This is a genomic window from Nitratireductor sp. PBL-C9, assembly GCF_050877045.1.
Lineage (GTDB): Bacteria > Pseudomonadota > Alphaproteobacteria > Rhizobiales > Rhizobiaceae > Nitratireductor > Nitratireductor aquimarinus.
Map to the genome: position 1 here is coordinate 101535 of NZ_JBPAXW010000004.1, position 24212 is coordinate 125746.

A 24212-nucleotide genomic window follows, 5' to 3' on the forward strand; every position below is an offset into this window, starting at 1 on the left:
CATTTTGCGTCTTCGGGAGCAAGCCCCCGAAGACGCGTGCGGCTTACGCTTCGTTCTCGCCCCCGACCTCTTCAGGCAGGATCAGGTTAAGGACGATGGCCAGGAATGCCGCCGGCAACAGGCCGGAGGTCAGCAGGATCTGCGCCGTCTTCGGCAGGTGCTGGAGTGCTGCCGGCTCCATCTGAAGCCCGAGCCCGACCGAAAGCGACACGGCGAAGATCACCATGTTGCGGCGGTTCCAGTTCACTTCCGAAAGCATGTTGATGCCCGCTGCCGCAACCATGCCGAACATCACGATCACGCCGCCACCCAGCACCGTGATCGGCACGGTCGAGATGATTGCGCCCACCTTGGGGATCAGACCGCAGACAATCAGGAAGACCGCGCCGCAGGTCACCACATGCCGGCTCATCACGCCCGTCATCGAGATCAGGCCGACATTCTGGCTGAACGAGGTGTTCGGCAGACCGCCGAAAATGCCGCCAATGGCCGTTCCAAGACCATCCGCATAGGTCGCACCGGAGATTTCCTTCTCCGTCGCCTCACGGCCCGCACCCCCCTTGGTGATGCCCGACACGTCCCCCACGGTCTCGATGGCCGAGATGACCGCCATGAAGCACATGCCGATGATTGCGGGCGCAGCCAGTTCAAAGCCCCATTTGAAGGGAACGGGAACGGCCATCCAGGATGCATTGCCAACATTGGAGAAGCTCACCATCCCCATGGCGAGCGCGACCACATAGCCGGCGATGAGGCCCAGAAGCACGGCTGCAATCGACCACATGCCGCGCGCGAAGAATTTTAGCAGAAGCGTCACGACAACCACGACCAGCGCCACGCTCCAGTTCTGAAGGCTGCCATATTCCGGCTTGCCGATCAGCGGCACACCGCCTGCCGAATACTGGATGCCCACCTGAATGAGCGACAGGCCGATCATGAGAACGATCAGACCGGTCACCAGCGGCGGCAGCGCAAAGCGCAGGCGTCCGACAAAGCTGCCCAGGAAGAAGTGGAAAATGCCACCGATCACGACACCGCCCATCAGTGCGCCCATGGCGGCCACGCCCTGCCCGGCCACGACCGGGATCATCACCGGCAGAAAGGCGAAGCTCGTGCCCTGCACGATCGGCAGCCTTGCGCCCACCGGGCCCATGCCAATTGTCTGAAACAGCGTCGCGATGCCCGCAAACAGCATCGCCATCTGGATCATGTAGATCAAATTCGGAAAATCGGGCGAGTTGGAGCCAAAACCGAAACCGGCCGCTCCCGCCACGATAATGGCCGGCGTGACGTTCGAAACGAACATCGCCAGCACATGCTGAATGCCCAGCGGCACCGCCTGCATCAGCGGTGGCGTATAATCTGGATTGCTCAAATCGGCCCGCGATAAAGCATCGCCGGCGCGCTCCATTGTCTGTGTCATTTCGTTCCCCGGTTGTGTTTCAGATTTTCTGAAATCTTTTCTTGAAATCATCGGGCACAATGGGGCGCGCAACTATCTATAATTTTTTGAAAGACAGACACGGATTCAAACAGTAAGCGTCCGCAGCATTGAAGCTTTTCGCGAAGGAAATTCTTCAGCTTTTTCTGTTTGGATCGCCTTGTTCCCAGCCCTGACCGGACCGGGCTCACATGAGCCCGGTCCCACCGTTCAAAATCAATGCCAGCCCGCGGAAAGACGCCGAACGCCTGATGCTGCCACTCCAAGCCCTCAAGAGATCCGCTCGCTACGCGTTGATCCGGGCTGGCCTGGAAGGTTCAGCCATTGCCCTCAGGACAGGCCTGCCATCGAAAACGCCGGCACGCGGCGTCATCTTCGCCCTGCATCACGTGGATCCGCAGACGCCGCCAGGCTGGACGCCCAATGCGTGGCTCAGCATCACGCCCGCTTTTCTTGAAGAAGCGATCAACGCCGCGCGCGCACAGGGGCTCACCCCCATCGCGCTCGAAGACCTGCCCGAACGCCTGGCCGACGAGAGCGACACACGCCGCTATGTTTCTTTCACGCTCGATGACGGTTATCGCGACAATGCCCGCTTTGCCGCGCCCGTGTTCCAGCGTCACGGCATTCCCTACACGATCTTCATCACCTCGGGCTTCATCGAGCGCAGCCGCTCGATCTGGTGGAAGACGGCGCAGGAAATCACCATGTGCTGCGAAACGGTCGACCTCGCACGCATCGGCGTCGATGGGCGCGTGAGCGCCGGCACCCGCATGGCCAAGATCGCCCTGTTTGACCGGCTGTCGGATCTCGTGACGGATGCGCAGGACGAAGACGCGGCAATCGCGCTGCTGGACGATCTTGCGCTGGCCCATGGCGTCAATCCGCTGGAGATCACCGAACGCCTCACCATGAGCGCGGAAGAGCTTGCCGATCTTGCAGGCGATCCACTTGCCCGTTTCGGCGCGCACACGCTGACCCACGCCAATTTGCGCAAGGTCAACGACGCCCGCCTCCATCAAGAGCTTTCCGCCTCCGCCTCGAAGCTTCGCGGCTATGTGGGCGTTTCTCCCACGACCTTCGCCTATCCCTATGGCTATCCGTCCGCCGTGGGTGCACGCGAAATCGCCGCCGTGGAACAGGCGGGCTTTGCCGCTGCGGTCACCACGCAGCCCGGCCTGCTCTTGCCCGGCGCACGCGACGCGCTCGCAGCCCTGCCCCGCGTCTCGCTCAACGGGTTCTATCAGCGCCGCCGCTATGTCGAGGCGCTTCTCTCCGGTCTGCCCTTCCGCCTGCGAGGCAGCCCGGCCGCGCAATAGGGCGCGCAAGGCATGGGCTGTCAGTATCCTGCACAAGGCGGTTGCGGCCCCTTCCCGTCCAACCTAAGAAGAGGTTGAGCTGTGGAAGGGCCCCCATGAAGATCGCTACCTGGAACATCAACGGCGTCAAGGCGCGCATCGACAATCTGCTGCACTGGCTCAGCGAGTCCAGCCCGGACATCGCCTGCCTGCAGGAGATCAAATCCGTCGACGAACTGTTCCCGCGCGAGGCCATCGAGGCGCTCGGCTACAATGTCGAGACCCATGGCCAGAAGGGCTTTAACGGCGTCGCCATTCTTTCCAAACTGCCTTTCGACGAGGTCAACCGCCGCCTGCCCGGCGATGACAGCGACGAACAGGCCCGCTTCATCGAAGGTGTCTTCTCCACCGACAAGGGCGTTCTCAGGGTCGTGTCGCTCTACCTGCCAAACGGCAACCCCGTCGACACCGAGAAATTCCCTTACAAACTTGGCTGGATGGAGCGGCTCGAGCGCTGGAGCGCAGAGCGCCTGAAACTCGAAGAGCCGCTCGTTCTTGCCGGCGACTACAACGTCATTCCCGAGCCCGAAGATGCGAAAAACCCGGACGCCTGGGTGGGTGACGCCCTGTTCAGGCCCGAAAGCCGCCAGGCCTTCCGTCGTCTCGGCGCACTCGGCTTCACAGACGCACTGCGCGCCGTCAATGATCAAACCGGCGTCTACACATTCTGGGATTATCAGGGTGGCTCCTGGCAGAAGAACAACGGCATCCGCATCGATCACCTGATGCTGTCGCCAGAGGCCGCAGACCATCTGGGGACCGTCACGGTGGAAAAGCACACGCGCGGCTGGGAGAAGCCCTCCGATCACGTGCCGGTCGTTGTCGATCTGAAGCTCAACCCCGCCTGAGGCAAACGCCCCGTATCCTGCCCCTTGGGGTGCTGCCCCTCAAAGCCGCTTGATGGCCCGCGCCGCGCTTGCGTGCTATCATTTGCGGGTTATGGGCATGTTCTGGTCCTTCCCGGTCGTCGCACTGGCGACAACACTCTGCCTGCCGGTCGCAGCATCTGCTGCGCCCGAATGTGCGTGCCGCGCCAATGGCAAGACCTTCGCGCAGGGCGAAACGGCCTGTCTGGCAATGCCGGACGGCCCGCGCCTCGCGCGCTGCGAGATGGTGCTCAACAATTCTTCATGGAAGGTTCTGGATCGCCCCTGCGTTGAGACGGCAAGGCTTCCAGAGAAACTGTCTTATCCGACAGCCACGCGGCTCAGCGCCGCAACCAGCGGGAAATAGCCCCGCCGGGTTTCATGCTTCAGTCGAAGCCGTTTTCGCGCAGATCATGCGCCAGTGCGATTGCCGTGCGGCGATCCGATTCGCCGGCCAGCGCAAAGGCCTGCTCCTGCATACCGCGGATCCAGCCCACATCGTTTGGTGCGGCATGGTCGAGCGCAGCGGTCATCATCGCCAGCCCCTTCACCACGCGCCCGCTCTCGAACAGGATGTGTCCGAGCATCGCCTGCGCGCCGGAATGGCCCTTTTCAGCAGCCAGCTGGAACCAGCGGGCGGCCTGCTGCACGCTCTGTGCAACGCCCTCGCCGTTCAGGAACATTCTGCCGACCTGATACTGCGCCTCGGAATTGCGATAGGTCGCAGCCGCACGCATGAAATGTTCCTGCGCGGCCAGCGGATTGGCGCGGATCGGGCTGTCGGGAATACCAGCCTTGAGATATTTGCCAAGCGCCACAAGCGCATCGGAAATGTAGGTCTCGTCGGGGCTGCCCGGACGCACTTCCTGCTGCGCAACCGCAGAGAAGAACTTGAAGGCTTCGTAGTCGTTGCGCGCAACGCCATCGCCTTCGGCATACATGCGCGCCAGTTTCCAGCGCGCGCCGACCTGACCGTTTTCAGCGGCGTAGCGGTAGGCCTCGACGGCTTCCTGCTTTTCGCCGCGCTTGTAGGCAGAGAAGCCGAAGCGGAACACGGCCCACGGGCTGCGCTTCTCCGGCTCCTGGATCACGGCGTTCTCGTCGAGCGCGTAAGCGGCTCCCGGTAGCGCCACGAAGGACGCTACCAGGCCGGCAAGAACAGCTGTTTTCCCTGCTTCAAATATCCGCATAACAGTGCGTTTCTTTCTTAGCCCCGGGATGGGTCACCGCGCCATCGCGAGCCGGACCAACCGTCTGGGCATACTTCCAGATCGCGCCCGACTGATAGTCTGTCTCACGCGGTTTCCAATCCTTGGCGCGCTCTGCGAGTTCTTCATCGCTGAGCGCCACGTCGATCGTGCCGTCAACGGCATTGATCGTGATCATGTCGCCATCCTTCAGCAGACCGATCGGTCCACCGACCGCAGCCTCAGGCCCGACATGGCCGATGCAGAAGCCGCGCGTTGCGCCGGAGAAACGGCCATCGGTGATGAGCGCAACCTTGTCGCCCATGCCCTGACCGTAAAGTGCGGCCGTGGTGGCAAGCATCTCGCGCATGCCGGGTCCGCCCTTCGGGCCTTCATAACGGATGACGAGCACTTCGCCTTCCTTGTAGTTCCGGTTCTGAACGGCTGCGAAGCATTCCTCTTCGGAATCGAAGCAGCGCGCCGGGCCCGTGAACTCCAGATTCTTCATGCCGGCGACCTTCACGATTGCACCTTCCGGAGCCAGATTGCCCCTGAGGCCAACCACACCGCCGGTCTTCGTGATGGGGTTATCCGCCGAACGAACGACGTCCTGTTCTTCATTCCACGGAACATGCTCCATGTTTTCGGCAATTGTGCGGCCAGTCACCGTCATGCAATCACCGTGTAAGAAGCCATGCTCCAGAAGCGTCTTCATGAGGAGCGGAATACCGCCGGCCTCGAACATGTCCTTGGCCACGTATTTGCCGCCCGGCTTCAGGTCGGCAATGTACGGGGTCTTCTTGAAGATCTCGGCAACGTCAAACAGCGTGAAGTCGATGCCGACCTCGTTGGCAATCGCCGGCAGGTGCAGCGCGGCGTTGGTCGAACCGCCCGAAGCGGCAACCACGGCAGCGGCGTTCTCCAGCGCCTTGCGGGTAACGATGTCGCGCGGGCGGATCTGCTTGGCGATGAGTTCCATCACCTTTTCGCCTGCCGCGTAGTTGAACCGGTCACGCATCTCGTAGGGAGCCGGCGCACCGCAGGAATAAGGCAGCGCCAGGCCGATGGCCTCGGCAACCGTCGCCATGGTGTTGGCGGTGAACTGCGCGCCACAGGAACCGGCCGACGGGCAGGCCGCCTGCTCGATTTCGGTCAGGTCGGCGTCGGAGATCGAGCCGACGGAGTGCTGGCCCACGGCCTCGAACACGTCCTGAACGGTGATCTGGCGACCACGGTAATTGCCGGGAAGGATCGAACCGCCATAGATGAAGACGGACGGCACGTTGAGGCGCACCATCGCCATCATCATGCCCGGCAGCGACTTGTCGCAGCCGGCGAGGCCCACGATCGCGTCATAGCAATGGCCGCGCATGGTCAGCTCGACCGAGTCCGCGATGACCTCACGCGACACCAGCGACGACTTCATGCCCTGGTGGCCCATGGCGATGCCGTCGGTCACGGTGATGGTGGTGAATTCGCGCGGCGTGCCATGGGCGGCTGCAACGCCCTTCTTGACCACCTGCGCCTGGCGCATAAGCGAAATGTTGCACGGCGCTGCCTCGTTCCAGCAGGTGGCAACACCCACGAGCGGCTGCGCGATCTCGTCCTCCGAAAGCCCCATGGCGTAAAGATAGGAGCGATGCGGCGCCTTTGCCGGGCCCACCGTCACGTATCGGCTTGGAAGTTTGTCTTTCGAAATTGCTTTAGCGTCCATAACTACCCCATCCGCAGCGCGCGGCATTCTCCTGAACATTCGGTTGTATCCCGAGCGCCATCGAGCATTTTCGATGCGCCGGGTTTATGGCGGGAAATTGACGTTCCGTCCCACGCTAGTCTTAGCCGAATGCTTATTGAGAAACTGTTGCCAAATGGGCACAGAAGTCTGTGCGTAGACTTCGGGGTGTCGGACAGGGCGAAAACACGCCCTGCCCCGGAGCATCAAATCAGGACTGAGCCCGTTGTTCTTCGCGCTTGCGCGCAAGGATGGAGATCACGACCGACCCGCCGATCAGGAGCGCCGTGACAGAGAGTGCCACCGGCGACGGGATCTTGATCCAGTGCGCGATCAGCATCTTGAAGCCGATGAACATCAACACGAGCGACAGGCCCGTCTGAAGGTATTTGAAATTGCGCATCATGCCCGAAAGCACGAAGAACATGGCGCGCAGCCCCATCACCGCAAAGACGTTGGACGAGAAAACGATGAAGGGATCGTTCGAGATCGCCAGCACCGCAGGGATCGAATCCACCGCGAAGATGAGATCGGTGAACTCCACCGTGACCAGAACCACGAAAAGCGGGGTCATGTAGAGAAGGCCGTTGCGCCGCGTCAGGAAGCGCGAGCCTTCATACTCTTCCGTCACGCGTCCGGTGCGCATCAACAGCTTCACGATCCGGCTTTCGCCGGGGTCCACCATTTCGTCGTCGGACGTCATCATCTTGAAGCCGGAGAAAACCAGCAGCGCGCCAAGCGCCATGCCGATCACCATGAACTGATCAACGAGCTTCACGCCCGGCACGATCAGCGAGAGACGCATCACGATCGCGCCAAGAATGCCGTAGAAGAGAACCCGGTACTGGGCCTCCGACGGCACTTTGAAATAGGTGAAGATGAGCGCGATGACGAAAATGTTGTCGAGGGAAAGCGCCTGCTCGACCAGATAACCGGTCAGAAATTCGGCGCCGCGGTCCTTGCCGCCGAAGTAGAACACGCCTGCTGCAAAGACCATGGCGAGCGCCACATAGCCGGCAACGGTTTTCATCGCCTCACGCGTGGTGATCACGTGATCGCGGCGATGCAGGACAAAAAGGTCGAAAAAGAGAATAACGGCCACAAAAGCTAGAAAGCCGGGCCAGAGCCAATCATGGGTTGTCATTGGAAGGATACGAGGTTTGCGCCGCGTTTGCGCGTTGTCGTTCGATCCGACATCACAGGCAACGCCTTGCCTGCCAGAGGGGCCCGGACCGGGTGACTGCCTCTTATGTGCTGCAAAATCCGGCGCAGTACAAGCCTTCGGATCCGCCGAACTGCCCAAGCCATGCAAAAATGCATGGCATTTTCACCCCTTCCCCAAACAAAAAGACCCGGCCGAAGCCGGGTCTCGAAAAACAGTCTGCGCGACGCGTTACCAGCGCACCTTCATGGAGGCGGAGAGCGCGCCAACCAGATCATTGCCGAAGGTGTAGGAGACGTCGTTGCCGTAGACCCGACCGTCATCGCCCACGATGGCGCCGGATTCGCCAGAGGTCAGAATGCCGAGCGCTCCACTCAGGCGCATCTCCACATTCTCGTTGGGCGTATAGGCAACACCGCCGCCAAGCGTCCAGGAATCGGCCTGATGACCAAAGCCCTTCGAGGTGCCGCGATCCCAGGTCAAGCTCGCCGCAGCGCTCCACTGCTCATTGAACTTGTGGCCAAGACCACCGGAAACCGTCCAGCCGTCCCGGTACAGAAGATCAAGCGACGTCGCCCTGTTGCTTGTGGTGGTGCAAGGCGAGCCGCGTGTGGATTCCGGGCAAAACGGGATGGACTGAAGAATGCTCCAGTTCACCCATTTGACAGAGCCGAAGGCCAGCCAGTTGGGCGCGATACCGGATTGAAGCTTGAGTTCCACGACCTCTGGCATTTCAGCCGAGCCATATACCGGGGTCACCTGACCGAGAAGCGGCCCAATGGGGGGATTCCGGGAGAGATCCAGCGTACCGGTCACGTCGTCCAGCTTGACCCGAGAGTTATAAACCAGGCTCGCGCGGAAGGCGATTTCCGGAATTTCGTAGGCCGCACCGACGCGCCAGCCCACGCCGCTCCCCTCAAGATTAAGACGCCCAACACCGTTTCCGAACGGAGTCGCGGGCGTAACAAGACGTTCCTTGAAACCCTTGAGCTGCTGGTAGAACACACCGCCGAGTACGCGGAATTCGCCCTTCCCTGCCTGCATCTTGTAGGAGCAGGTTCCGCCAAAGCTGTGGCTGTTGACCTTGGTCTCAATGTTGTGATTTGCACCTGCCCAGTTCGCGCCAGGATTGGTGTGCACGCCCCATGGCTCCGAATAGTCGACCAGACAGTCTACCTGCTCGCCAATGCCGACCTTGAGGCCAAGACGCGGGGAGAAATAACTCTCCGTATCCTTCACCCCCTGCGACGGCCCTGCCGGCGTGCCATCCAGCGGATTCGTATCGACAACATTGTCGAGCTTACGCTGAGGCATCACATAGGTGCCGGTCGCCTCCGCAGCGAACGGTGCCGAATTGAACAGTAGATCAACATTGTAACCACCGCGCTCCAGCCCGCCGGCCTGAGCGGCGCCCACCGCTGCCGAAGACAACAACGCTGCCGAAACAAAGCGAACAAAACCCATGAGAACCCTCTCCTCCAATTGTCCGATGGGAGGATAGCAGCGCCATGCCCCACCACAATTGGCCTTTGTACAGTTTGTCGCACCTCACGCTTACGTCAACGTAATACGCCTATTGAATAGGCAGGCGACAGCGGTTGCGGTTAGCCTGAGTCTTGCCGCCCATGCCTTAAAAAACCCCTGAATCTGACACATTCTGACATGGTGAGCATCACAAATGACGCCAGTGTTGCACAGGCGCAACACAACCTTGAGTTCTTCACGAAACTGTCACGATCCGCTTGTTGAAAGCGTCGCGCTTCTCCTTGTGGACTTCCCATTCAGGCGAATCGCAAGCGGACATACAAAAGCCGCGCCCACCTTTCGGCGGACGCGGCCCTGATTGTCTTCACGCTGACGCCAGCCCTTTAGAGAGACTGGCGCAGTTTCGTCACCCGGCTTCCTTCACGCGGGCGAGCGCCACTTCCAGCCTGCCCTTCGCATCGGCGAACTCGGTGAGCTTTTCGCGCTCGGCGGCAACGATCTCCTGCGGCGCATTGGCCACGAACTTCTCATTGCCCAGCTTCTTTTCAAGCCGCTGCATCTCGGAGGACGTCTTGGCGATCTCCTTCTCAAGCCGCGCGGCTTCCGCCGACAGGTCGATCAGATCGCCCAGTGGCAGGCAGAAAGTGGTATCGCCAAGCACGATCTGCGCCGAGCCCTTCGGCGCTTCACCGGCAAAGCCAAGCTCGCCGACGCGCGCCAGACGGCGAATGGCCGGATCATGGCGGGCGATGCGCGCACGCATGGCCTCATCCGCACCGACCGCAACGAGCGGAGCCGTCGCAGACGGCGGCACGTTCATCTCTGCGCGCACCGAACGGATGCCCGAAACGAGGTCGACAAGCCAGTTAATGTCGGCTGCCGCATCCTCATCCGTGAAATCGGGAGCCGGCCAGCGGGTCAGCGCCAGAACGGCGTCGCGCCCGGCGTCACCGCCGGTATGCGCCCACAGCTCTTCCGTCATGTAGGGCATCATCGGATGCAGAAGCTTGTAGGTCTCGTCGAGCACATAGGCCGCACAGGCGCGGGCCTCGGCCTTGGCCTCCTCGTCCTCACCGGCAAACACCGGCTTCAGAAGCTCCAGATACCAGTCGCAGAACAGGCTCCACACGAAACGATAGGCCGTGCCTGCCGCCTCATTGAAGCGGTAGGCCTCAATGCCTTCCGTGATGCCCTTTGCCGCCCGCGTCAGCTCCGTCAGGATCCAGCGGTTGATGGCAAGCTTCGCGTTTTCGGGACGGAAGTTCTCGTCCCGCTTGACGCCGTTCATCTCGGCAAAACGCGTCGCGTTCCAGAGCTTGGTGCCGAAATTGCGGTAGCCCGCCACGCGCGCCGGGTCGAGCTTCACGTCACGGCCCTGTGCGGCCATGATGGTCAGCGTGAAGCGCAGCGCGTCCGCACCATATTCGTCGATCAGCTCGAGCGGGTCGATGACGTTGCCTTTCGACTTCGACATCTTCGCGCCCGACTTGTCGCGCACCAGCGCATGGACATAGACCGTGTGGAACGGCTCTTCTTCCATGAAGTGCATGCCCATCATCATCATCCGGGCGACCCAGAAGAAAATGATGTCGAAACCGGTCACCAGAACCGAAGTCGGATAGTAGCGTGCGAGCTCCGGCGTCTTGTCCGGCCAGCCGAGCGTCGAGAACGGCCACAGCGCCGAAGAGAACCACGTGTCGAGCACGTCCTCGTCGCGGGTCAGGATCTCGCCCGGCTTGAAGTTCTCCAGCTTGTCCTCAACCCAGGCCTTCCAGGGGCCTTCATGCGAGATGTAGTGCTGGATCGCGGCCTCGAGCGCCGTCTCCTCGTCCTTCTCGACGAAGACCTGCCCGTCCGGGCCGTACCAGGCCGGGATCTGATGGCCCCACCAGAGCTGACGGGAAACACACCAGGGCTGGATGTTCTCCATCCACTCAAAATAGGTCTTTTCCCAGTTCTTCGGCACGAACTTCGTGCGGCCCTCGCGCACCGATGCAATCGCCGGCTTCGCCAGCGTTTTCGCGTCGACATACCACTGGTCGGTCAGGAACGGCTCGATCGGCACGCCGCCACGGTCGCCATGGGGCACCATGTGCTTGTGCGGCTCGATCTTCTCAAGAAGCCCGGCCTCTTCCATCATCGCGACAATCATCTTGCGCGCGTCGAAGCGGTCGACGCCGTCAAGCTCCGCGATCGTGCGGGCGAGCGGCGCATCAGCGCCTTCCAGCCCCTCGAGAAACGCCTCATTGCCTTTCAGCGTGATCGTTGCGTCCGTCGCCATCACGTTGATCTGCGCCAGATCATGCCGCTTGCCGACCTCGAAATCGTTGAAGTCGTGCGCAGGCGTCATCTTCACCGCGCCGGTGCCCGCTTCCGGGTCCGGATATTCGTCGCCAACAATCGGAATGCGGCGGCCGACCAGCGGCAGGAGAACGTTCTTGCCGATCAGATCCCTGTAGCGCGGATCGTCGGGGTGAACCGCAACACCGGAATCGCCCAGCATCGTTTCCGGACGCGTCGTGGCGACCACCACATAGTCGCGCGTCTCATAGCCATCCGGCTGCCCATCCGAAGGCCGCCAGATGACGCGGTTGCCCTCGTCGTCCAGCCTGTAGGGATGCTCATAGGTCAGCCCGTCGGCGAGCGGATAACGGAAATGCCAGAGATTGCCGTTGGTCTCGATCTGCTCGACTTCAAGGTCCGAAATCGCCGTCAGAAGCTTCGGATCCCAGTTGACGAGGCGCTTGTCCTTGTAGATCAGCTCCTGCTTGTAGAGCGAGACGAACACCTCGACCACGGCCTTCGACAGGCCCTCATCCATGGTGAAACGCTCACGTGACCAGTCGCAGGACGCGCCCAGCCGCTTGAGCTGGTTCATGATCGCCCCGCCGGACTCCGCCTTCCATTCCCAGATCTTGTCGACGAACTTCTCGCGGCCCATGTCGCGGCGGTGCTGCTGCTTTTCCATGAGCTGGCGCTCGACCACCATCTGCGTGGCGATGCCCGCATGGTCCATGCCCGGCTGCCAGAGCACGTCCTTGCCGCGCATGCGCTCGAAGCGCACCATGATGTCCTGCAGCGTGTTGTTGAGCGCGTGGCCCATGTGCAGCGAGCCGGTCACGTTCGGCGGCGGAATGACGATGGTGAAGGGATCCGCGCCAGGTTCTGCACCGGCGCCGGCCTTGAAGGCCTCGGCCTCTTCCCAGCGTGCGGCGATTTTGGGCTCGACGCTTGCTGCGTCGTAAGTCTTTTCAAGCATGAGGGTTTCCGCGCTAGAGCAATTCCGGAAAAATTGGAAACCGGATTTTCGCCCGGAATTGCATGGAGTCAAATGGTCAGCCCGCCCCGCCGCTTCATGAAACGGAGAAACGCACTGTCGAGACAGTAAACCAGAAATCTGGTCCGTTCACAGCAGGGTGTAAAGCCGAAGGGTCAGATCAAGTCAACCGGCAGTCGGCGCGGCTTATCCGCCGCGCGCGATCCGTTCGATCTCTTCGCGCACCAGGCGCTCGACAATCGTGGGCAGATTGTTGTCGAGCCAGTCCTGCAGCATGGGCCGCAGCATTTCCTCGGCCATCTGGTCAAGCTGACGACGACGGCTGGCCTCGAAGGCCTCGTTCAGTTCGCCAAAGGCCGCCGCAACCTTGCGTCCGGTGTACTCGGAGAGGATGCCCTGTTTCGCGCCCTCGCCCTCATCTGCAGAGGCCTTCACCTGAGGAAGTTCCTCCGTACGAACATCTTCATGAGATGCCGCTTCGGGCTCCTGCTCCTCAACGCTGCGGTAGGAATAGACATCCGACGCATCATCGACGTCAGCCACATCCTCAACGACAGGAGCAGCAGCGGGCCGCGCCTCGGCAAGGCGCTGCATGAGACCGTGATCCACGGCCGGCTCAGGCTCGACAGGCTTGGAGTCAAAACCGTTTGCAGCCCGCCCCTCGTCGCGCTTTTCGCTCACGGATGGCCGGAAAGGCTCCTCGCGCAATCCTGCACGAAAACTCTCGACGTCAGGCGCAGGCTGAAATGGCGCAGCGCGCTCTTCAACGGCTGCGGCCGGCGCGGCGTCAGGCTGCTGCGCCTCCACGGGCTGCGCAGCGCGCTCCTGCGAGCGCTCATCCGCAGAAGCACCATTGGTCACGGCGCCAACCGCATCTGCCGCGCGCGCCACAGGCGCATCATTGTCTTCAATGATCCGTCGGATCGAAGCGAGAATCTCTTCCATGGAAGGCTCGCGCTGGCTTCCATTCGAAGTCAGCGCTTCTACCGCTGCTTCCATTTTGTGCGCACCGAAACCCTGTGACATAGTCAAATTAGCCGCCTCTAGCCTGTGTCCGTTTCACCGACTTTGTCCGGAGCGACATTCCCATTCCAAGTCCGGGCGCCAGTGCAGACGGTCGAATCACTAAAAAAGGGTAACGCAGCGTCTGCGGTATGAGAATCCCCGCGCAGCACCTGTTTCAGGTTGCACACAAGAATGCCGGGCGCAAAAGCAAACCCGGCACACGAGACTTTATGAAAAATGCGTTAAACACGCCGCCCTGCGGGACCGGCGCTGGATACGCTTGCGGTTTCAGCGACCGTCCGGCGTGCGCAGTCCGTACCACTTGTCCTTGACGGCCTCGTAGTGTTCCTGCGGCCGGTATTCGGCAACCTGCAGACCGAGACGGTTCGCAGACAGATTGCCCGTGGCAGAAAGAATGGCGTAGCTGGCGACCACGATGTCGCGCTCGGCGCTGACACGGTCCACCTTCGCGGCAATCACGTCGGCCTGTGCGTTGAGCACGTCCAGCGTGGTGCGCTGTCCAACATTGCGCTCTTCGATCACGCCGTTCAGCGCCAGCTGTGCAGCCCGCACCAGTTCATGGTTGGCGGAAAGAACGCCCTGCGCGGCCTGATACTGGCTCCATGCGGAAACCACGGCAGCGCGAACCTGGTCACGCGCCACATCGAGATTGATGCGCGCCTGGCCGAGCGATTCCTTGTTCTTGCGCACCTGCGCAGAAGCCTGACCGCCCTGGTAGATCGGCACGGTCAGATTGATGCCGACACGCGCGCTGTCGCGCGAACCGTCGCTGGGAATGCCAGGCGACGTGTCCTGATAGCTGTGCGAGAGCCCGACCGAGCCATTCACCTGCGGCAGGAAAGTGCCTTCGGCAGACTTCACACGGAACGAAGCCGCATCGATCTGATGCTGACGGCCCTTGATGGCCGGGTGGGCTGCAAGCCCGGTTGCCAGTGCGCTGTCGAGGTTCTTCGGCAGAAGCTTGACCAGCGGGTTGGCGGTTTTCAGATTGTCCGGCGCATCGCCGATGAGCTGACGATAGACGGCAGAGCTCGACGTCACCGAAGCGCGCGCGGCGCTTAGCTGCGCCAGAGCCGCCTGACGGCGCGCTTCCGCCTGTGCCACGTCGGTGCGCGTGCCCTCGCCCACATCGAAGCGCGAACGTGCGGAGCGCACCTGCTCTTCAAGGAATTCGAGGTTTTGCGCGCGCAGCGCCGCGATCTGACGATCACGAATCACGTCCATATAGGCGCTGGCAGCGTTAAACAGCGTGTTGAGCTCCTGGTTGCGCAGCCCTTCATTCGCGGCGCGCACGCCAGCCTCGGCCGCACGCACATTGTTGCGCGTCTGGAAACCGTCGAAGATCGGCTGCGTCAGCGAAACGCCAAACTCACCGGTCCTGATATCCGTGCCGTCATTGTGGGTAAGCGCGAAGGACGCCGTGCCCTGAATGCGCGGGCGCATGCCGGACTTGGCAATCGCAACGTCTTCATCCGTCACCCGTACGCCGGCGCGTTCCGAGTTCAGGGTGGAGTTGTTCTGATAGGCTTTCGCCAGAGCGCCGAGAATGGTTTCGGCGGAAGCAATGGCCGGCGCGGCAATGAGCGCGGACGATGCCACCAGAGGGATCAGGAAACGACGGTAAAAGGACACGATCTGCCAACCTCGGACTGTTTTCGGCAGCCGCGCCGAATCGACACCACCACCTCTAATATCAATTCCGGCCTTTCGACCGGCGTCCACGCCCGGGAGACCAAACGGTTAGCCTGTCCCCCACCCCCAAATCCAGGCGCTCTTTATATAGACATTACATCAAACTCTTGATCAATTCCGTTGCAGGAAAGCAACAAGTCACTGATCAAAAGACAAATTCCGGTGCATTCTGGAAGCCGGGAAGCGGCTTCACGGCCAGATTGAATGCAACGCGGCTCGAAACAATGCCGTCATCCTTAACATAAAGCAGCGCCTGCGCAGCGTTGCCTTCACCGATCACGGCGACGAGTCGCCCGCCGTCGCGCAGTTGATCGATCAGCGTCTGCGGCACAGAATCCACCGCGCCGCCGATGAAGATCACGTCATAAGGCGCATCGTCGGCATAGCCGCCCTGCAGAGGTCCGCTGACCACGGCAACATTCACGCAACCGAGTTCGCTGAGCGCATCCGTTGCCTTGGCGGCCAGATCCTCATCGCTCTCCAGCGCAACCACAAAGCTTGCAAGACGCGACAGAACCGCAGCCGAATAGCCCGAGCCCGCGCCCACATTGAGCACCACGTCGCTGGAGCGCACGTCGGCGAGCTGCACCAGCTTGCCAAACGCTGCCGGTTCCATGAGATAGCGCGCCGCGCTCTCATCCGTTGCCGGCGCGATCTCAAGATCCTCGTCAAGATAGGCGAGAGCCTGCTTGCGGCCGGGCACGAACGCCTCGCGCGGAATGTCACCCATGGCGTCCAGAAGAGCGCTCGCCGTCACGTCCGACGTGCGCAACTGTCCCTCAACCATATTGGCGCGCTGCTGGGAAAAATCGATTGTCATGCGTCTGGTTCCCGATGCCTGTTTTCGCGCCGCCCTCGGGACTGTGTTCCCAACGCGGCGAAAACAACGATTTCACGGGTTTGCTAGCGGCTGCCGCCGCCCCTGTCAATTACTCCGCCCCGCTGCGGCATATTGGCGGTTGATAGCGCCCCGGCGCCCCCGAATTCCCGGCGCCAATTGTGTCAAAGGCCGGATACCCCTTCACCCGGGCAGCGGAATGAACTCCTGATCGTCTCCCGTGGGCAGATCGAACAGTCCCGCACCCCAGCGCGCGCGCTTCCAGTCTTCTTTCGCCGCTTCGATCCTGTCTTTCGAAGAGGCGACGAAGTTCCACCAGATATAGCGCGGGCCGTTCATCGTTGCACCGCCGAGAAGCATCATCCGTGCCCCTTCGCTTCCCGCCGCCACGGTGATCGAATCGCCCGGACGAAACACCATCATCCGCCCGGCCCCGAAAACCTGGCCCGCAACGGAGATCGCCCCGTCCGTCACATAGATACCCCTGTCCTCATGATCGTCCGGCAACGGGAAACGCGCACCCGGCTCCAGCATCACATCCGCATAGAACATGTCGGAATACACCGTCGCCAGCGCAGTCTCGCCATAAGCCCGTCCCAGAATCAGACGCAGCGCGATGCCGTCATCGACGATCTCCGGCAGCGTCTCCTTCTCATGATGCTCGAATGCCGGAGCCGCGTCTTCCATCGCTTCGGGCAGCGCCACCCAGGTCTGGATGCCAAACAGGCTGTGCGGCCCCTTGCGGGCTGCCTCGCTGGTGCGCTCCGAATGCGAGACGCCACGCCCGGCAACCATCCAGTTGAGCGCGCCCGGATGAATGACCTGGTCCGAGCCGATGCTGTCCCGGTGATGAAAATCGCCGCGGAAGAGATAAGTGACCGTCCCCAGGCCGATATGTGGATGCGGCCTGACATCAATCCCCTGCCCGGTCAGAAACTCGGCCGGCCCCGCCTGATCGAAGAAGATGAACGGACCAACCATCTGGCGGCGTGGCGCCGGCAGCGCGCGGCGCACCTCGAACCCGCCAATGTCACGGGCGCGCGGAATGATCAGCGTCTCGATGGATTCGGCTTCAATGTCATCCGGACAGCCGGGTTCGAGTGCGGGGTTCCAGCTCATCGACGCCTCCATACACGGGACAGCTCATCCCCAAACAGTACCATCCGCATGGTCGGCACAAAAGAAAAACGACCGCCGAAGCGTGCTCCGGCGGTCGATCTTGAACGGGTTCGTCCGTTACTTCTTGCTCATGCCGTCATACATGGCGTGCAGCAGATGATGCGATGCCTCGCCATCCGGGCCGACCGGCCAGTTCAGGAACTCGGTCTTCTGCATGCTTCCGTCCGCCTCATAGACCACCCTGTCATTCTTGATCGTCGCCTGGACGGTCAGGCTGGACAGGGTTTCCGGGTCGATTGCGGTCGGATCGTCGGAGAGAATCACGAAATCGGCCAGCTTGCCGGTTTCGATCGAACCCTTGTCGTCCTCCTCGAAATGCTGCCAGGCCGGCCAGATCGTCATGGCCTTCAGCGCCGTCGGCACGTCCACCCGCTGGCTCGGCCCCAGAATGTCGCCCGAGCGCGTGCGGCGGGTCACCGTCGCAGAGAGAATGCGCATGCTGTCTGGCAGAGCCACCGGCGCATCGTGATGCGAACCGAACATCATGTCCCGCTGACGCACCCAGCCGGTCGGCGAGATATTGTCTGCCGCCACCGGTCCGACCGTGTGATCGCGGTGCCAGTCGCCCCAATAGAAAGTGTGCATCGGGAACAGCGACGGGAAGACGTCAAGCCGCTTGATCGTGTCGACCTGATCCTCGCGCAGGAACTGGCCGTGCACCAGAACCGGGCGATTGTTCGCGTCGCTGTATTCCTTCTGCGCCACCTCGATGGCAGTCAGAAGCATGTCCGAGGCCGCTTCGCCATTGGAGTGCGTGATGATCTGCAGACCGTTCTTGTAGCAATGGTTGACGGCGTTTTGCACGACATCCATCCCGATCACCGCATAACCCGAATATCCGGGCGGATAATCGCCAACCGGGTTGTAATAGGGGCGGTCACGCAGCGCCGTAAAACCCTGCGGGGAACCGTCAATGGTCAGCTTGCAGCCGCCCACGCGGACACCGTTCGTATAGTCCTGCGAGAAATTCTCAACGATGTAATCCGGCGCTTCCAGAACGTCGGGAAACGCCACGACATCGATCGGCAGATCCCCTTCGGCGCCAAGCTTCTTCAGAACCTCCACGATCGATGGCGCAGAACGCCCGTCCTGCGCGGTCGTGTAGCCGAAGCGCGCCCAGAGTTCGGCGCCCGCACGCGCAAATGCGTGCATGCCCTCCTCACCGAGGTCACCCAGCATCTTACCAAGAGCGGTAAAGAACGCATACTCTTCCAGCACGCCGTTCGGCTCACCGTTCTCGTCGCGCCGGATCACGCCACCTGACGGGTCCTTGGTATCGGCCGTAACGCCCGCCAGTTCCAGCGCCTTGGAGTTCACGACGCCCAGATGCCCGGACTGATGGACGATCAGGATCGGCAGCTCCGTCGAAACGGCATCCAGTTCTTCACGCGTCGGATGGCGCAGTTCAGCCAGCTGCGCATTGTCATAGCCGAAGCCGATGACCATCTGGACCTTGTCGACGGTCTCGGCGTTGTCTTCGATCCACTTTCGAAGCGACTCCTGCAGGCTGGCGATGTCAGCAACGCCGCCATCCGGCGGCGGCAGAAGGTTTGCCGAGAGCGCCTGAAGGCCGCCAAACACCACATGACCGTGACTGTCGACGAAGCCCGGCACCATGGCGCGGCCGTCCAATTCGAAAACGGTCGTCTCATCGCCCTTGTGGGCCTCAATGTCGGCCAGCGCGCCAACGGCGAGAATACGTCCGTCCTTCACCGCAACCGCTTCAGCGGTCGGCTGCGCATCATTGATCGTCAGGATCGGGCCACCACTGTAGATCGTGTCGGCAATTTCCTGCGCGCAAGCCGCTCCACCGGCAAACACGGTGCCCGCCAAAAGCAATGCACGTAGTGCGTGAAAATTCATCATAAGATCGCCCCTGTGTACTTCCATACAAATACCGTCCCCGCCCGCTTTTCCTTTCACGAATCAAAGAAGAGCGGAACGCGAAGCAGTCTCGCCCCTTCTAAGGGCGAGCGCCAGTTTCAGCTTACGTTAGGGCAGGAATATGGTTATCAGTCGACTAACGGCTTCCCCCTCCCCCCTTGCCAGCGGGCGGAGCACTCCAAGAGGTGAAGAAGGACGGGGCTGGATCGAGAGACAATCTGCTCTCACAAGCCCCAAACAGCTGGCTTACGCCAGCCGGTGCGCCCACGGCAGCCAGCACCAAAACGATCTATATTCATGAAGAAAGAGAATTTGGAGGCCTCGCCCGGAATCGAACCGGGGTGCAAGGATTTGCAGTCCTCTGCGTAACCACTCCGCCACGAGGCCATGCTGGCAAGCAGCATCGAGCAGTTCAATAGGTTGCGACTATTTCCCCGTCAAGCGGACAATGTCATTGATCCGCAATTTATCGTCATAGCCCCTTATAAGAGCCCTTTCTCACCGCCTGTTCGTCCTGTCGCCGCCCCGGCGGCTCCACCAGACGGTCATCTTGCGCCGTTTCCGTCGCACCACGGCGATGTCATAGGACAGAATCAAAAGACCAAGCGGAATCATCCAGAAGCCCAGCACGGGCAAAAAGCCGAATATGCCCAGCACCACGAGGCCCGACCCGCCCGTGATTCGTGCCAGACGCGACTGGGGAATCGGGATTCGTTTCCCCATCAGCGAAACCGAAGGCTTCGCGCGCTTGTCGTCGTCCTGCCTGTCTTCCTGTTGTTCCATCGCCCGTTCCGTCGCCCGTTCCGCACATTTCAGCGGTTTTGCTGCACAAACGCAGATGCTTCATATGCGTTGCAAATTGGATCCAAGGAATGGCGCTTGTGAAAAAAAAGACAAAAAACACATTTGCCTCTTTGCAAAGCTGAATTCGGTTTGCTATAGGCACGCTCACTCGACAGAGCACAGGCGTTCCCCGGTAGCTCAGTGGTAGAGCAACCGGCTGTTAACCGGTTGGTCGCTGGTTCGAATCCGGCCCGGGGAGCCACTTCTTTTCCAAACACTATACGCCGCCCACCCCTTCAGCACCTCCGCTGGAGCAGCACCAGTGTGCCCGACATCCATCCGGCGCGACACTCCGTCATCACCCCTCCCCGCTTAAGTGCTTCCTCCTTCAACACCTTGACGCTAGGGTGACGCTTGACGTTCCTGAAGGAGTTGCGCCTGTGTCCGAAGTCGAGTTGAAACTCCTGCTGGACAGACAACAGGTCCCCGCTGTCCTCGCCCGCATTGACGAGCTGCCTTCGCAGGCCTGCACGAAGCATGCCTCCCGCCTCCTGCGCAGCATCTATTTCGACACGGCAGCGCGCGATCTGCGCAAGAACGGTATTTCCCTGCGCCTCAGGCGCGATGGAAAGCGCTGGCTTCAGACGGTCAAGCTCAACGGCACGATTGCAGGCGGGCTGTCGAAGGTCAGCGAGTTCGAGCGCCCCGTGCCGAGCGGTCAGGTCTCCATCGACGCCATCGAAGATGCAGACGTGCGCGAACGACTCAGGAAGCTCATAAGCGACAGGCCGCTCAAGACCATCGCCGAGACCCACATCAACCGCACCCAGATCGACCTTAGCCTGGATGACGGTGCAAAGGCGGAGCTCGCCGTGGACAGCGGCGCCATCAAGGCGGCCGGACGCAGCGAAAACCTGCACGAACTCGAAATCGAGCTGGTCGAAGGCGCTCCCGCCGACCTCTACCGAACCGCCCGGATGGTTCTCCCCAAAGGCAGCCTGCGGTTTTCGCGCTTCTCAAAGGCGGCGCGCAGCGTTCTTCTCGCCGAACAGGGGCATATAGAGCCGCCGGCGACGCCACGCAGAGCCGAGACGGTTCCCCTCAAACCCGGATACGCGACCGGTGAAGCGGCCCGCGCCATGCTGCACGAGTGCCTCAGCCAGATCGCGGCCAACATTGAGGCGGTGCAGCAATGCGACGATCCGGAAGGCCCGCATCAGTTACGCATCGGGCTCCGGCGACTGCGCAGCGCGCTTGCCCTCCTTGCGCACGAAATTGCCTCGCCGGAAGAAGCAGCCCCCGGCCTCAGCGAGGAAGCCCGCTGGCTTGGCCGCGAGGTCGGACGCCTGCGCGATCTGGACGTCGTCCTCAACGACATCGCACGCCCCTATTTCGCGCTCGATGGCCATGCCCATGGCGCTGCCCCCGTGCTTGGCACACTGGAGCGCCACGCCAAAGAAATACGCAACGATCTGCGCCAGATACTCTGCGGCGAGCGCGTCGGCGACTTCCTTCTGTCCCTCTCCGAGTTCATCGAAACCGCCAGATGGAAGGATGACCATCGCAAGAAGCGAGAGCACCGCAGGCTGACGGACTTTGCCGGCAAGATACTCGACAGGCGATGGGCCCACGTCCTGACCAAAGCAAAAGGGATCGAGCGCTTCGATCAGGAGCAGAAGCATGCGCTGCGCAAGGAGCTGAAAAAGCTCCGCTACACGATAGAGTTTCTTGGCCCGCTCTTCCCCAAACGCGATGTGAAGCGCGTGACCGAAAGGCTGAAGACGCTTCAAACCGTGTTCGGAAGCCTGAACGACGCCACGGTCGTCGAAGCCGTTCTCAGCAAACCGCCGCTTTCCTCGATCAACGACCTCGCGGCCCAGCGCGCCATCGGCCGGCTGCTCGGCGCATGCGAGACACGGGTGACCTATGACTGGACAACGGCGCAGGCCCACTGGAAGGCGCTGAAGACCTGTCACCTGTTCTGGAAGCGAAAACACAAATAGGCCACAGAGCGCATCCCTCCACCCCACCACCAGCCCACGCCGCGAACACAGTTCCGTGACCATGTTTCCGGCGCGGAACCAAACCGGCTTTTGCAGGTTGTGCTACGACAATCCCCAAGGGGCCAGAACGGGCGGGCACAATGAAACGGGAAAACGAAAAACAGGAAACCTTATCGGTCACGCTGCCGGCAAACATCATCGCCGCGCTGGACCGCTACGTCTCCACGCAGGATCAGGGCATCACGCGCGAGGACGCGCTGATTTCGGCCCTGCGCGACTGGGCCATGCAAAATGGCCTCCTGCAAAGCGGCATGAATGGCGATGAAGGCTTGCGACCGGACCAGCTCAACGCCACAAACGACGACTGAACCAAAGCCGCACGGATAATCACATGCCCAATGAGAATGACCGGAACACGGTTCTGGTGCTGTTCCGGCACGATCTGCGCCTTTCCGACAATTTGGCGCTGTGCGCCGCCGCCAATGCCGGCAGGCCGGTCGCCGCCGCCTTCATTCTGGACGAGGAGAGCGAAGGCGCGCGCCCGCTCGGTGGCGCGCGGCGCTGGTGGCTGCATCACAGCCTCACGGCCCTCAGCAAGGATCTCAAGACGCTTGGCGTAAAACTCATCCTGCGCCGCGGCCCGATGGCGAAGACCGTGTCCGCCCTTGCAGAGGGAACCGGAGCCGCCACGGTCTACTGGAACCGCCGCTACGACCCGCCCGGCATCGCCGCCGACACACAGATGAAGTCCGCCCTGCAGGAGGCCGGCATCGAGGCGGAGAGTTTTGCCGGCCACCTTCTGCACGAGCCCTGGCGCATCAAGACCGGCTCCGGCGGTCCCTACCGGGTGTTCACCCCCTTCTGGCGCGCGCTGGTCGAGCATGTGCATCCGCGCGCACCCGCCGACCGCCCCGGATCGCTAAAACCGTTCGAAGGCGACGTTACGGGCGATGCGCTCGAAGACTGGCAGCTTCTGCCCACCACCCCGGACTGGGCGGGCGGCCTGCGGGAAACCTGGACACCCGGCGAAGCTGGCGCCAGAGACCGCCTCATCGCGTTCCTCGATGGCGGCGGTGATGGCTACAAGACGCGCCGCGACCGGATGGGAGACGATGGCACCTCCGGCCTCTCCGCCCATCTCGCCCATGGCGAGATCACGCCCTTCCAGATCTGGCAGGCGCTTGACGGCACGGACGAGCTTGCCGGCGAAGACATGCTCACCTTCCGCAAGGAGGTCGGCTGGCGTGAATTCTGCTGGCATCTCCTGTTCCACAACCCGGATCTTGCGACGAAGAACTTCAACAGCGATTTCGACGCCTTCCCCTGGCACAGGGACGACCGCGCGCTTGCAGACTGGCAGCGCGGGCAAACCGGCTATCCGGTGGTCGACGCGGCCATGCGGCAGCTCTGGCAGACCGGCTGGATGCACAACCGCGCGCGCATGATCGTCGCCTCCTTCCTCGTGAAGCATCTGGGGCTCCACTGGCGCACCGGCGAGGAGTGGTTCTGGGATACGCTGGTGGACGCGGACCCCGCCTCCAACCCGGCCAACTGGCAATGGGTGGCGGGCTCGGGCGCGGACGCCGCCCCCTTCTTCCGCATCTTCAACCCCGTGCTTCAGGGCGAGAAGTTCGACCCGCAGGGGCGCTATGTGCGCGCCTTCGTGCCGGAGATCGAAAACCTCTCCGACAAGCACCTGCACCAGCCCTGGAAAGCGCCGGTCGAAGCACTCAGAAAGGCGGGCGTCAGCCTCGGCGAGACCTATCCCCGCCCCATGGTCGACCACAAGGCCGCACGGGAGAATGCGCTCTCCGCCTACAAGTCGATCAGAAATGCAGACTGACGGGGCGCCCGTCAGTCCTTCTTTTTGGAAACGAAATCCGCCGCCATGCGAATCTCGCGCATGGGCCGCACCTTCGCCGTGCAGGCGTCGTAGACCGGATGGGCCTTGTAGGCCGCCAGCGCCGCCTCGTCGCGGAACTCGCCATAGACGATCACATCCACCTCGGTGCCGATCTGGTCGACCTTGCGGTTGATGCCGATCTCGAAGAAATCCGAATGCGGAATCTCGGCAAGCATGCCGAGACCCTCGGCAATCCGCTCCACATCAGCCTCATCCTTTGCGCTGAAAAAAACGATGTGTCGAATCACGGGCATGTCTCCTGGAAATTGCGCCCGCAAATCGCGCCGACCGCCCGAAAAAGTCAATGCGCCCCAGCGTCACGCAAAGCGCGAACCGCCTGAATCACTTTATCCGCCGAAGCCGGCAAACACTTGCTTCAAAAGAAGAAAGGCCGGG

The 24212-nt window shown here is 61.8% G+C and carries 19 protein-coding genes and 2 tRNA genes; 7 read left to right on the plus strand and 14 right to left on the minus strand.

Features of this window, described 5'->3' with window-relative positions:
- Positions 1-43: 43 nt before the first annotated feature.
- A complete protein-coding gene (locus ACRTG1_RS10435) occupies positions 44-1423 on the minus strand; it encodes a uracil-xanthine permease family protein (RefSeq protein WP_420506326.1) in 1380 nt (459 codons plus the stop codon).
- 269 nt (positions 1424-1692) lie between these two features.
- Here ACRTG1_RS10435 and ACRTG1_RS10440 point away from each other — a divergent pair, with 269 nt between their 5' ends.
- From ACRTG1_RS10440 to ACRTG1_RS10450, 3 genes are all read left to right on the plus strand, one after another.
- Positions 1693-2760, plus strand: coding sequence for a polysaccharide deacetylase family protein (locus ACRTG1_RS10440; protein ID WP_432516236.1), 1068 nt, complete (start codon positions 1693-1695; stop codon positions 2758-2760).
- A 95-nt stretch (positions 2761-2855) separates the two neighbouring features.
- Complete coding sequence (xth, locus tag ACRTG1_RS10445; RefSeq protein ID WP_432516237.1) at positions 2856-3647, plus strand: exodeoxyribonuclease III; 792 nt, start codon at positions 2856-2858, stop codon at positions 3645-3647.
- 97 nt (positions 3648-3744) lie between these two features.
- On the plus strand, positions 3745-4032 hold the full coding sequence (locus ACRTG1_RS10450) for a hypothetical protein (protein WP_432516238.1): 288 nt from the start codon (positions 3745-3747) through the stop codon (positions 4030-4032).
- A gap of 19 nt (positions 4033-4051) precedes the next feature.
- Here the strand turns inward: ACRTG1_RS10450 and ACRTG1_RS10455 are convergent, their stop codons facing one another.
- The 12 genes from ACRTG1_RS10455 to ACRTG1_RS10510 form a co-directional block, all read right to left on the minus strand.
- Complete coding sequence (locus ACRTG1_RS10455) at positions 4052-4855, minus strand: tetratricopeptide repeat protein (RefSeq protein WP_113155487.1); 804 nt, start codon at positions 4853-4855, stop codon at positions 4052-4054.
- On the minus strand, positions 4842-6566 hold the full coding sequence (gene ilvD / locus ACRTG1_RS10460; RefSeq protein ID WP_206546373.1) for a dihydroxy-acid dehydratase: 1725 nt from the start codon (positions 6564-6566) through the stop codon (positions 4842-4844). Before ilvD ends, ACRTG1_RS10455 begins: the two co-directional genes overlap by 14 nt.
- 229 nt (positions 6567-6795) lie before the next feature.
- On the minus strand, positions 6796-7728 hold the full coding sequence (locus ACRTG1_RS10465; RefSeq protein WP_299935241.1) for a TerC family protein: 933 nt from the start codon (positions 7726-7728) through the stop codon (positions 6796-6798).
- A 249-nt stretch (positions 7729-7977) separates the two neighbouring features.
- Complete coding sequence (locus tag ACRTG1_RS10470) at positions 7978-9210, minus strand: OmpP1/FadL family transporter (RefSeq protein WP_297559927.1); 1233 nt, start codon at positions 9208-9210, stop codon at positions 7978-7980.
- Positions 9211-9637: 427 nt separating this feature from the next.
- Positions 9638-12490: a valine--tRNA ligase gene (locus ACRTG1_RS10475; RefSeq protein ID WP_432516239.1), complete on the minus strand. Its 2853-nt coding sequence runs from the start codon at positions 12488-12490 to the stop codon at positions 9638-9640.
- Positions 12491-12694: 204 nt separating this feature from the next.
- On the minus strand, positions 12695-13507 hold the full coding sequence (locus ACRTG1_RS10480) for a PopZ family protein (RefSeq protein ID WP_206995012.1): 813 nt from the start codon (positions 13505-13507) through the stop codon (positions 12695-12697).
- A gap of 294 nt (positions 13508-13801) precedes the next feature.
- Positions 13802-15166, minus strand: coding sequence for a TolC family outer membrane protein (locus tag ACRTG1_RS10485; RefSeq protein WP_206546378.1), 1365 nt, complete (start codon positions 15164-15166; stop codon positions 13802-13804).
- A 205-nt stretch (positions 15167-15371) separates the two neighbouring features.
- Entirely contained in the window at positions 15372-16046 is a 675-nt protein-coding gene (locus ACRTG1_RS10490) for a protein-L-isoaspartate O-methyltransferase family protein (RefSeq protein ID WP_206546379.1), read from the minus strand.
- 201 nt (positions 16047-16247) lie between these two features.
- Positions 16248-17183, minus strand: coding sequence for a pirin family protein (locus ACRTG1_RS10495; protein ID WP_432516240.1), 936 nt, complete (start codon positions 17181-17183; stop codon positions 16248-16250).
- Positions 17184-17300: 117 nt separating this feature from the next.
- Positions 17301-19109, minus strand: a complete 1809-nt coding sequence (locus ACRTG1_RS10500; protein ID WP_204360824.1) for an amidohydrolase — start codon at positions 19107-19109, stop codon at positions 17301-17303.
- A 331-nt stretch (positions 19110-19440) separates the two neighbouring features.
- Positions 19441-19514: transfer RNA gene (locus ACRTG1_RS10505), tRNA-Cys, on the minus strand.
- Positions 19515-19625: 111 nt separating this feature from the next.
- Positions 19626-19910, minus strand: a complete 285-nt coding sequence (locus ACRTG1_RS10510) for a hypothetical protein (RefSeq protein ID WP_222474230.1) — start codon at positions 19908-19910, stop codon at positions 19626-19628.
- Positions 19911-20097: 187 nt separating this feature from the next.
- On the opposite strand from ACRTG1_RS10510, the gene ACRTG1_RS10515 reads away from it, so the two are divergent.
- From ACRTG1_RS10515 to ACRTG1_RS10530, 4 genes are all read left to right on the plus strand, one after another.
- Positions 20098-20172, plus strand: a tRNA-Asn gene (locus tag ACRTG1_RS10515).
- A 178-nt stretch (positions 20173-20350) separates the two neighbouring features.
- Positions 20351-21913 (plus strand): CHAD domain-containing protein, encoded by a 1563-nt coding sequence (locus ACRTG1_RS10520; RefSeq protein WP_432516241.1) that lies wholly within the window; start codon positions 20351-20353, stop codon positions 21911-21913.
- A gap of 140 nt (positions 21914-22053) precedes the next feature.
- On the plus strand, positions 22054-22281 hold the full coding sequence (locus ACRTG1_RS10525; RefSeq protein ID WP_206994267.1) for a hypothetical protein: 228 nt from the start codon (positions 22054-22056) through the stop codon (positions 22279-22281).
- Between the two features lie 23 nt (positions 22282-22304).
- The gene (locus ACRTG1_RS10530) at positions 22305-23756 is read left to right on the plus strand and encodes a cryptochrome/photolyase family protein (RefSeq protein ID WP_432516242.1); all 1452 of its coding nucleotides are present in this window, start codon (positions 22305-22307) and stop codon (positions 23754-23756) included.
- A gap of 11 nt (positions 23757-23767) precedes the next feature.
- Here ACRTG1_RS10530 and ACRTG1_RS10535 read toward each other — a convergent pair whose 3' ends face one another.
- Positions 23768-24064 carry a Dabb family protein gene (locus ACRTG1_RS10535; RefSeq protein ID WP_113156349.1) on the minus strand — a complete coding sequence of 99 codons (297 nt, stop codon included), beginning with the start codon at positions 24062-24064 and terminating at the stop codon, positions 23768-23770.
- Positions 24065-24212 lie beyond the last annotated feature (148 nt).

Coding starts and splice junctions, on each gene's coding strand:
- ilvD (WP_206546373.1), bottom strand. CDS start 6,566: ATGGACGCTAAAGCAATTTCGAAAGACAAACTTCCAAGCCGATACGTG.
- ACRTG1_RS10490 (WP_206546379.1), bottom strand. CDS start 16,046: ATGACAATCGATTTTTCCCAGCAGCGCGCCAATATGGTTGAGGGACAG.
- ACRTG1_RS10450 (WP_432516238.1), top strand. CDS start 3,745: ATGTTCTGGTCCTTCCCGGTCGTCGCACTGGCGACAACACTCTGCCTG.
- xth (WP_432516237.1), top strand. CDS start 2,856: ATGAAGATCGCTACCTGGAACATCAACGGCGTCAAGGCGCGCATCGAC.
- ACRTG1_RS10470 (WP_297559927.1), bottom strand. CDS start 9,210: ATGGGTTTTGTTCGCTTTGTTTCGGCAGCGTTGTTGTCTTCGGCAGCG.
- ACRTG1_RS10500 (WP_204360824.1), bottom strand. CDS start 19,109: ATGATGAATTTTCACGCACTACGTGCATTGCTTTTGGCGGGCACCGTG.
- ACRTG1_RS10480 (WP_206995012.1), bottom strand. CDS start 13,507: ATGGAAGCAGCGGTAGAAGCGCTGACTTCGAATGGAAGCCAGCGCGAG.
- ACRTG1_RS10475 (WP_432516239.1), bottom strand. CDS start 12,490: ATGCTTGAAAAGACTTACGACGCAGCAAGCGTCGAGCCCAAAATCGCC.
- ACRTG1_RS10510 (WP_222474230.1), bottom strand. CDS start 19,910: ATGGAACAACAGGAAGACAGGCAGGACGACGACAAGCGCGCGAAGCCT.
- ACRTG1_RS10530 (WP_432516242.1), top strand. CDS start 22,305: ATGCCCAATGAGAATGACCGGAACACGGTTCTGGTGCTGTTCCGGCAC.
- ACRTG1_RS10495 (WP_432516240.1), bottom strand. CDS start 17,183: ATGAGCTGGAACCCCGCACTCGAACCCGGCTGTCCGGATGACATTGAA.
- ACRTG1_RS10465 (WP_299935241.1), bottom strand. CDS start 7,728: ATGACAACCCATGATTGGCTCTGGCCCGGCTTTCTAGCTTTTGTGGCC.
- ACRTG1_RS10455 (WP_113155487.1), bottom strand. CDS start 4,855: ATGCGGATATTTGAAGCAGGGAAAACAGCTGTTCTTGCCGGCCTGGTA.
- ACRTG1_RS10440 (WP_432516236.1), top strand. CDS start 1,693: ATGCTGCCACTCCAAGCCCTCAAGAGATCCGCTCGCTACGCGTTGATC.
- ACRTG1_RS10435 (WP_420506326.1), bottom strand. CDS start 1,423: ATGACACAGACAATGGAGCGCGCCGGCGATGCTTTATCGCGGGCCGAT.
- ACRTG1_RS10525 (WP_206994267.1), top strand. CDS start 22,054: ATGAAACGGGAAAACGAAAAACAGGAAACCTTATCGGTCACGCTGCCG.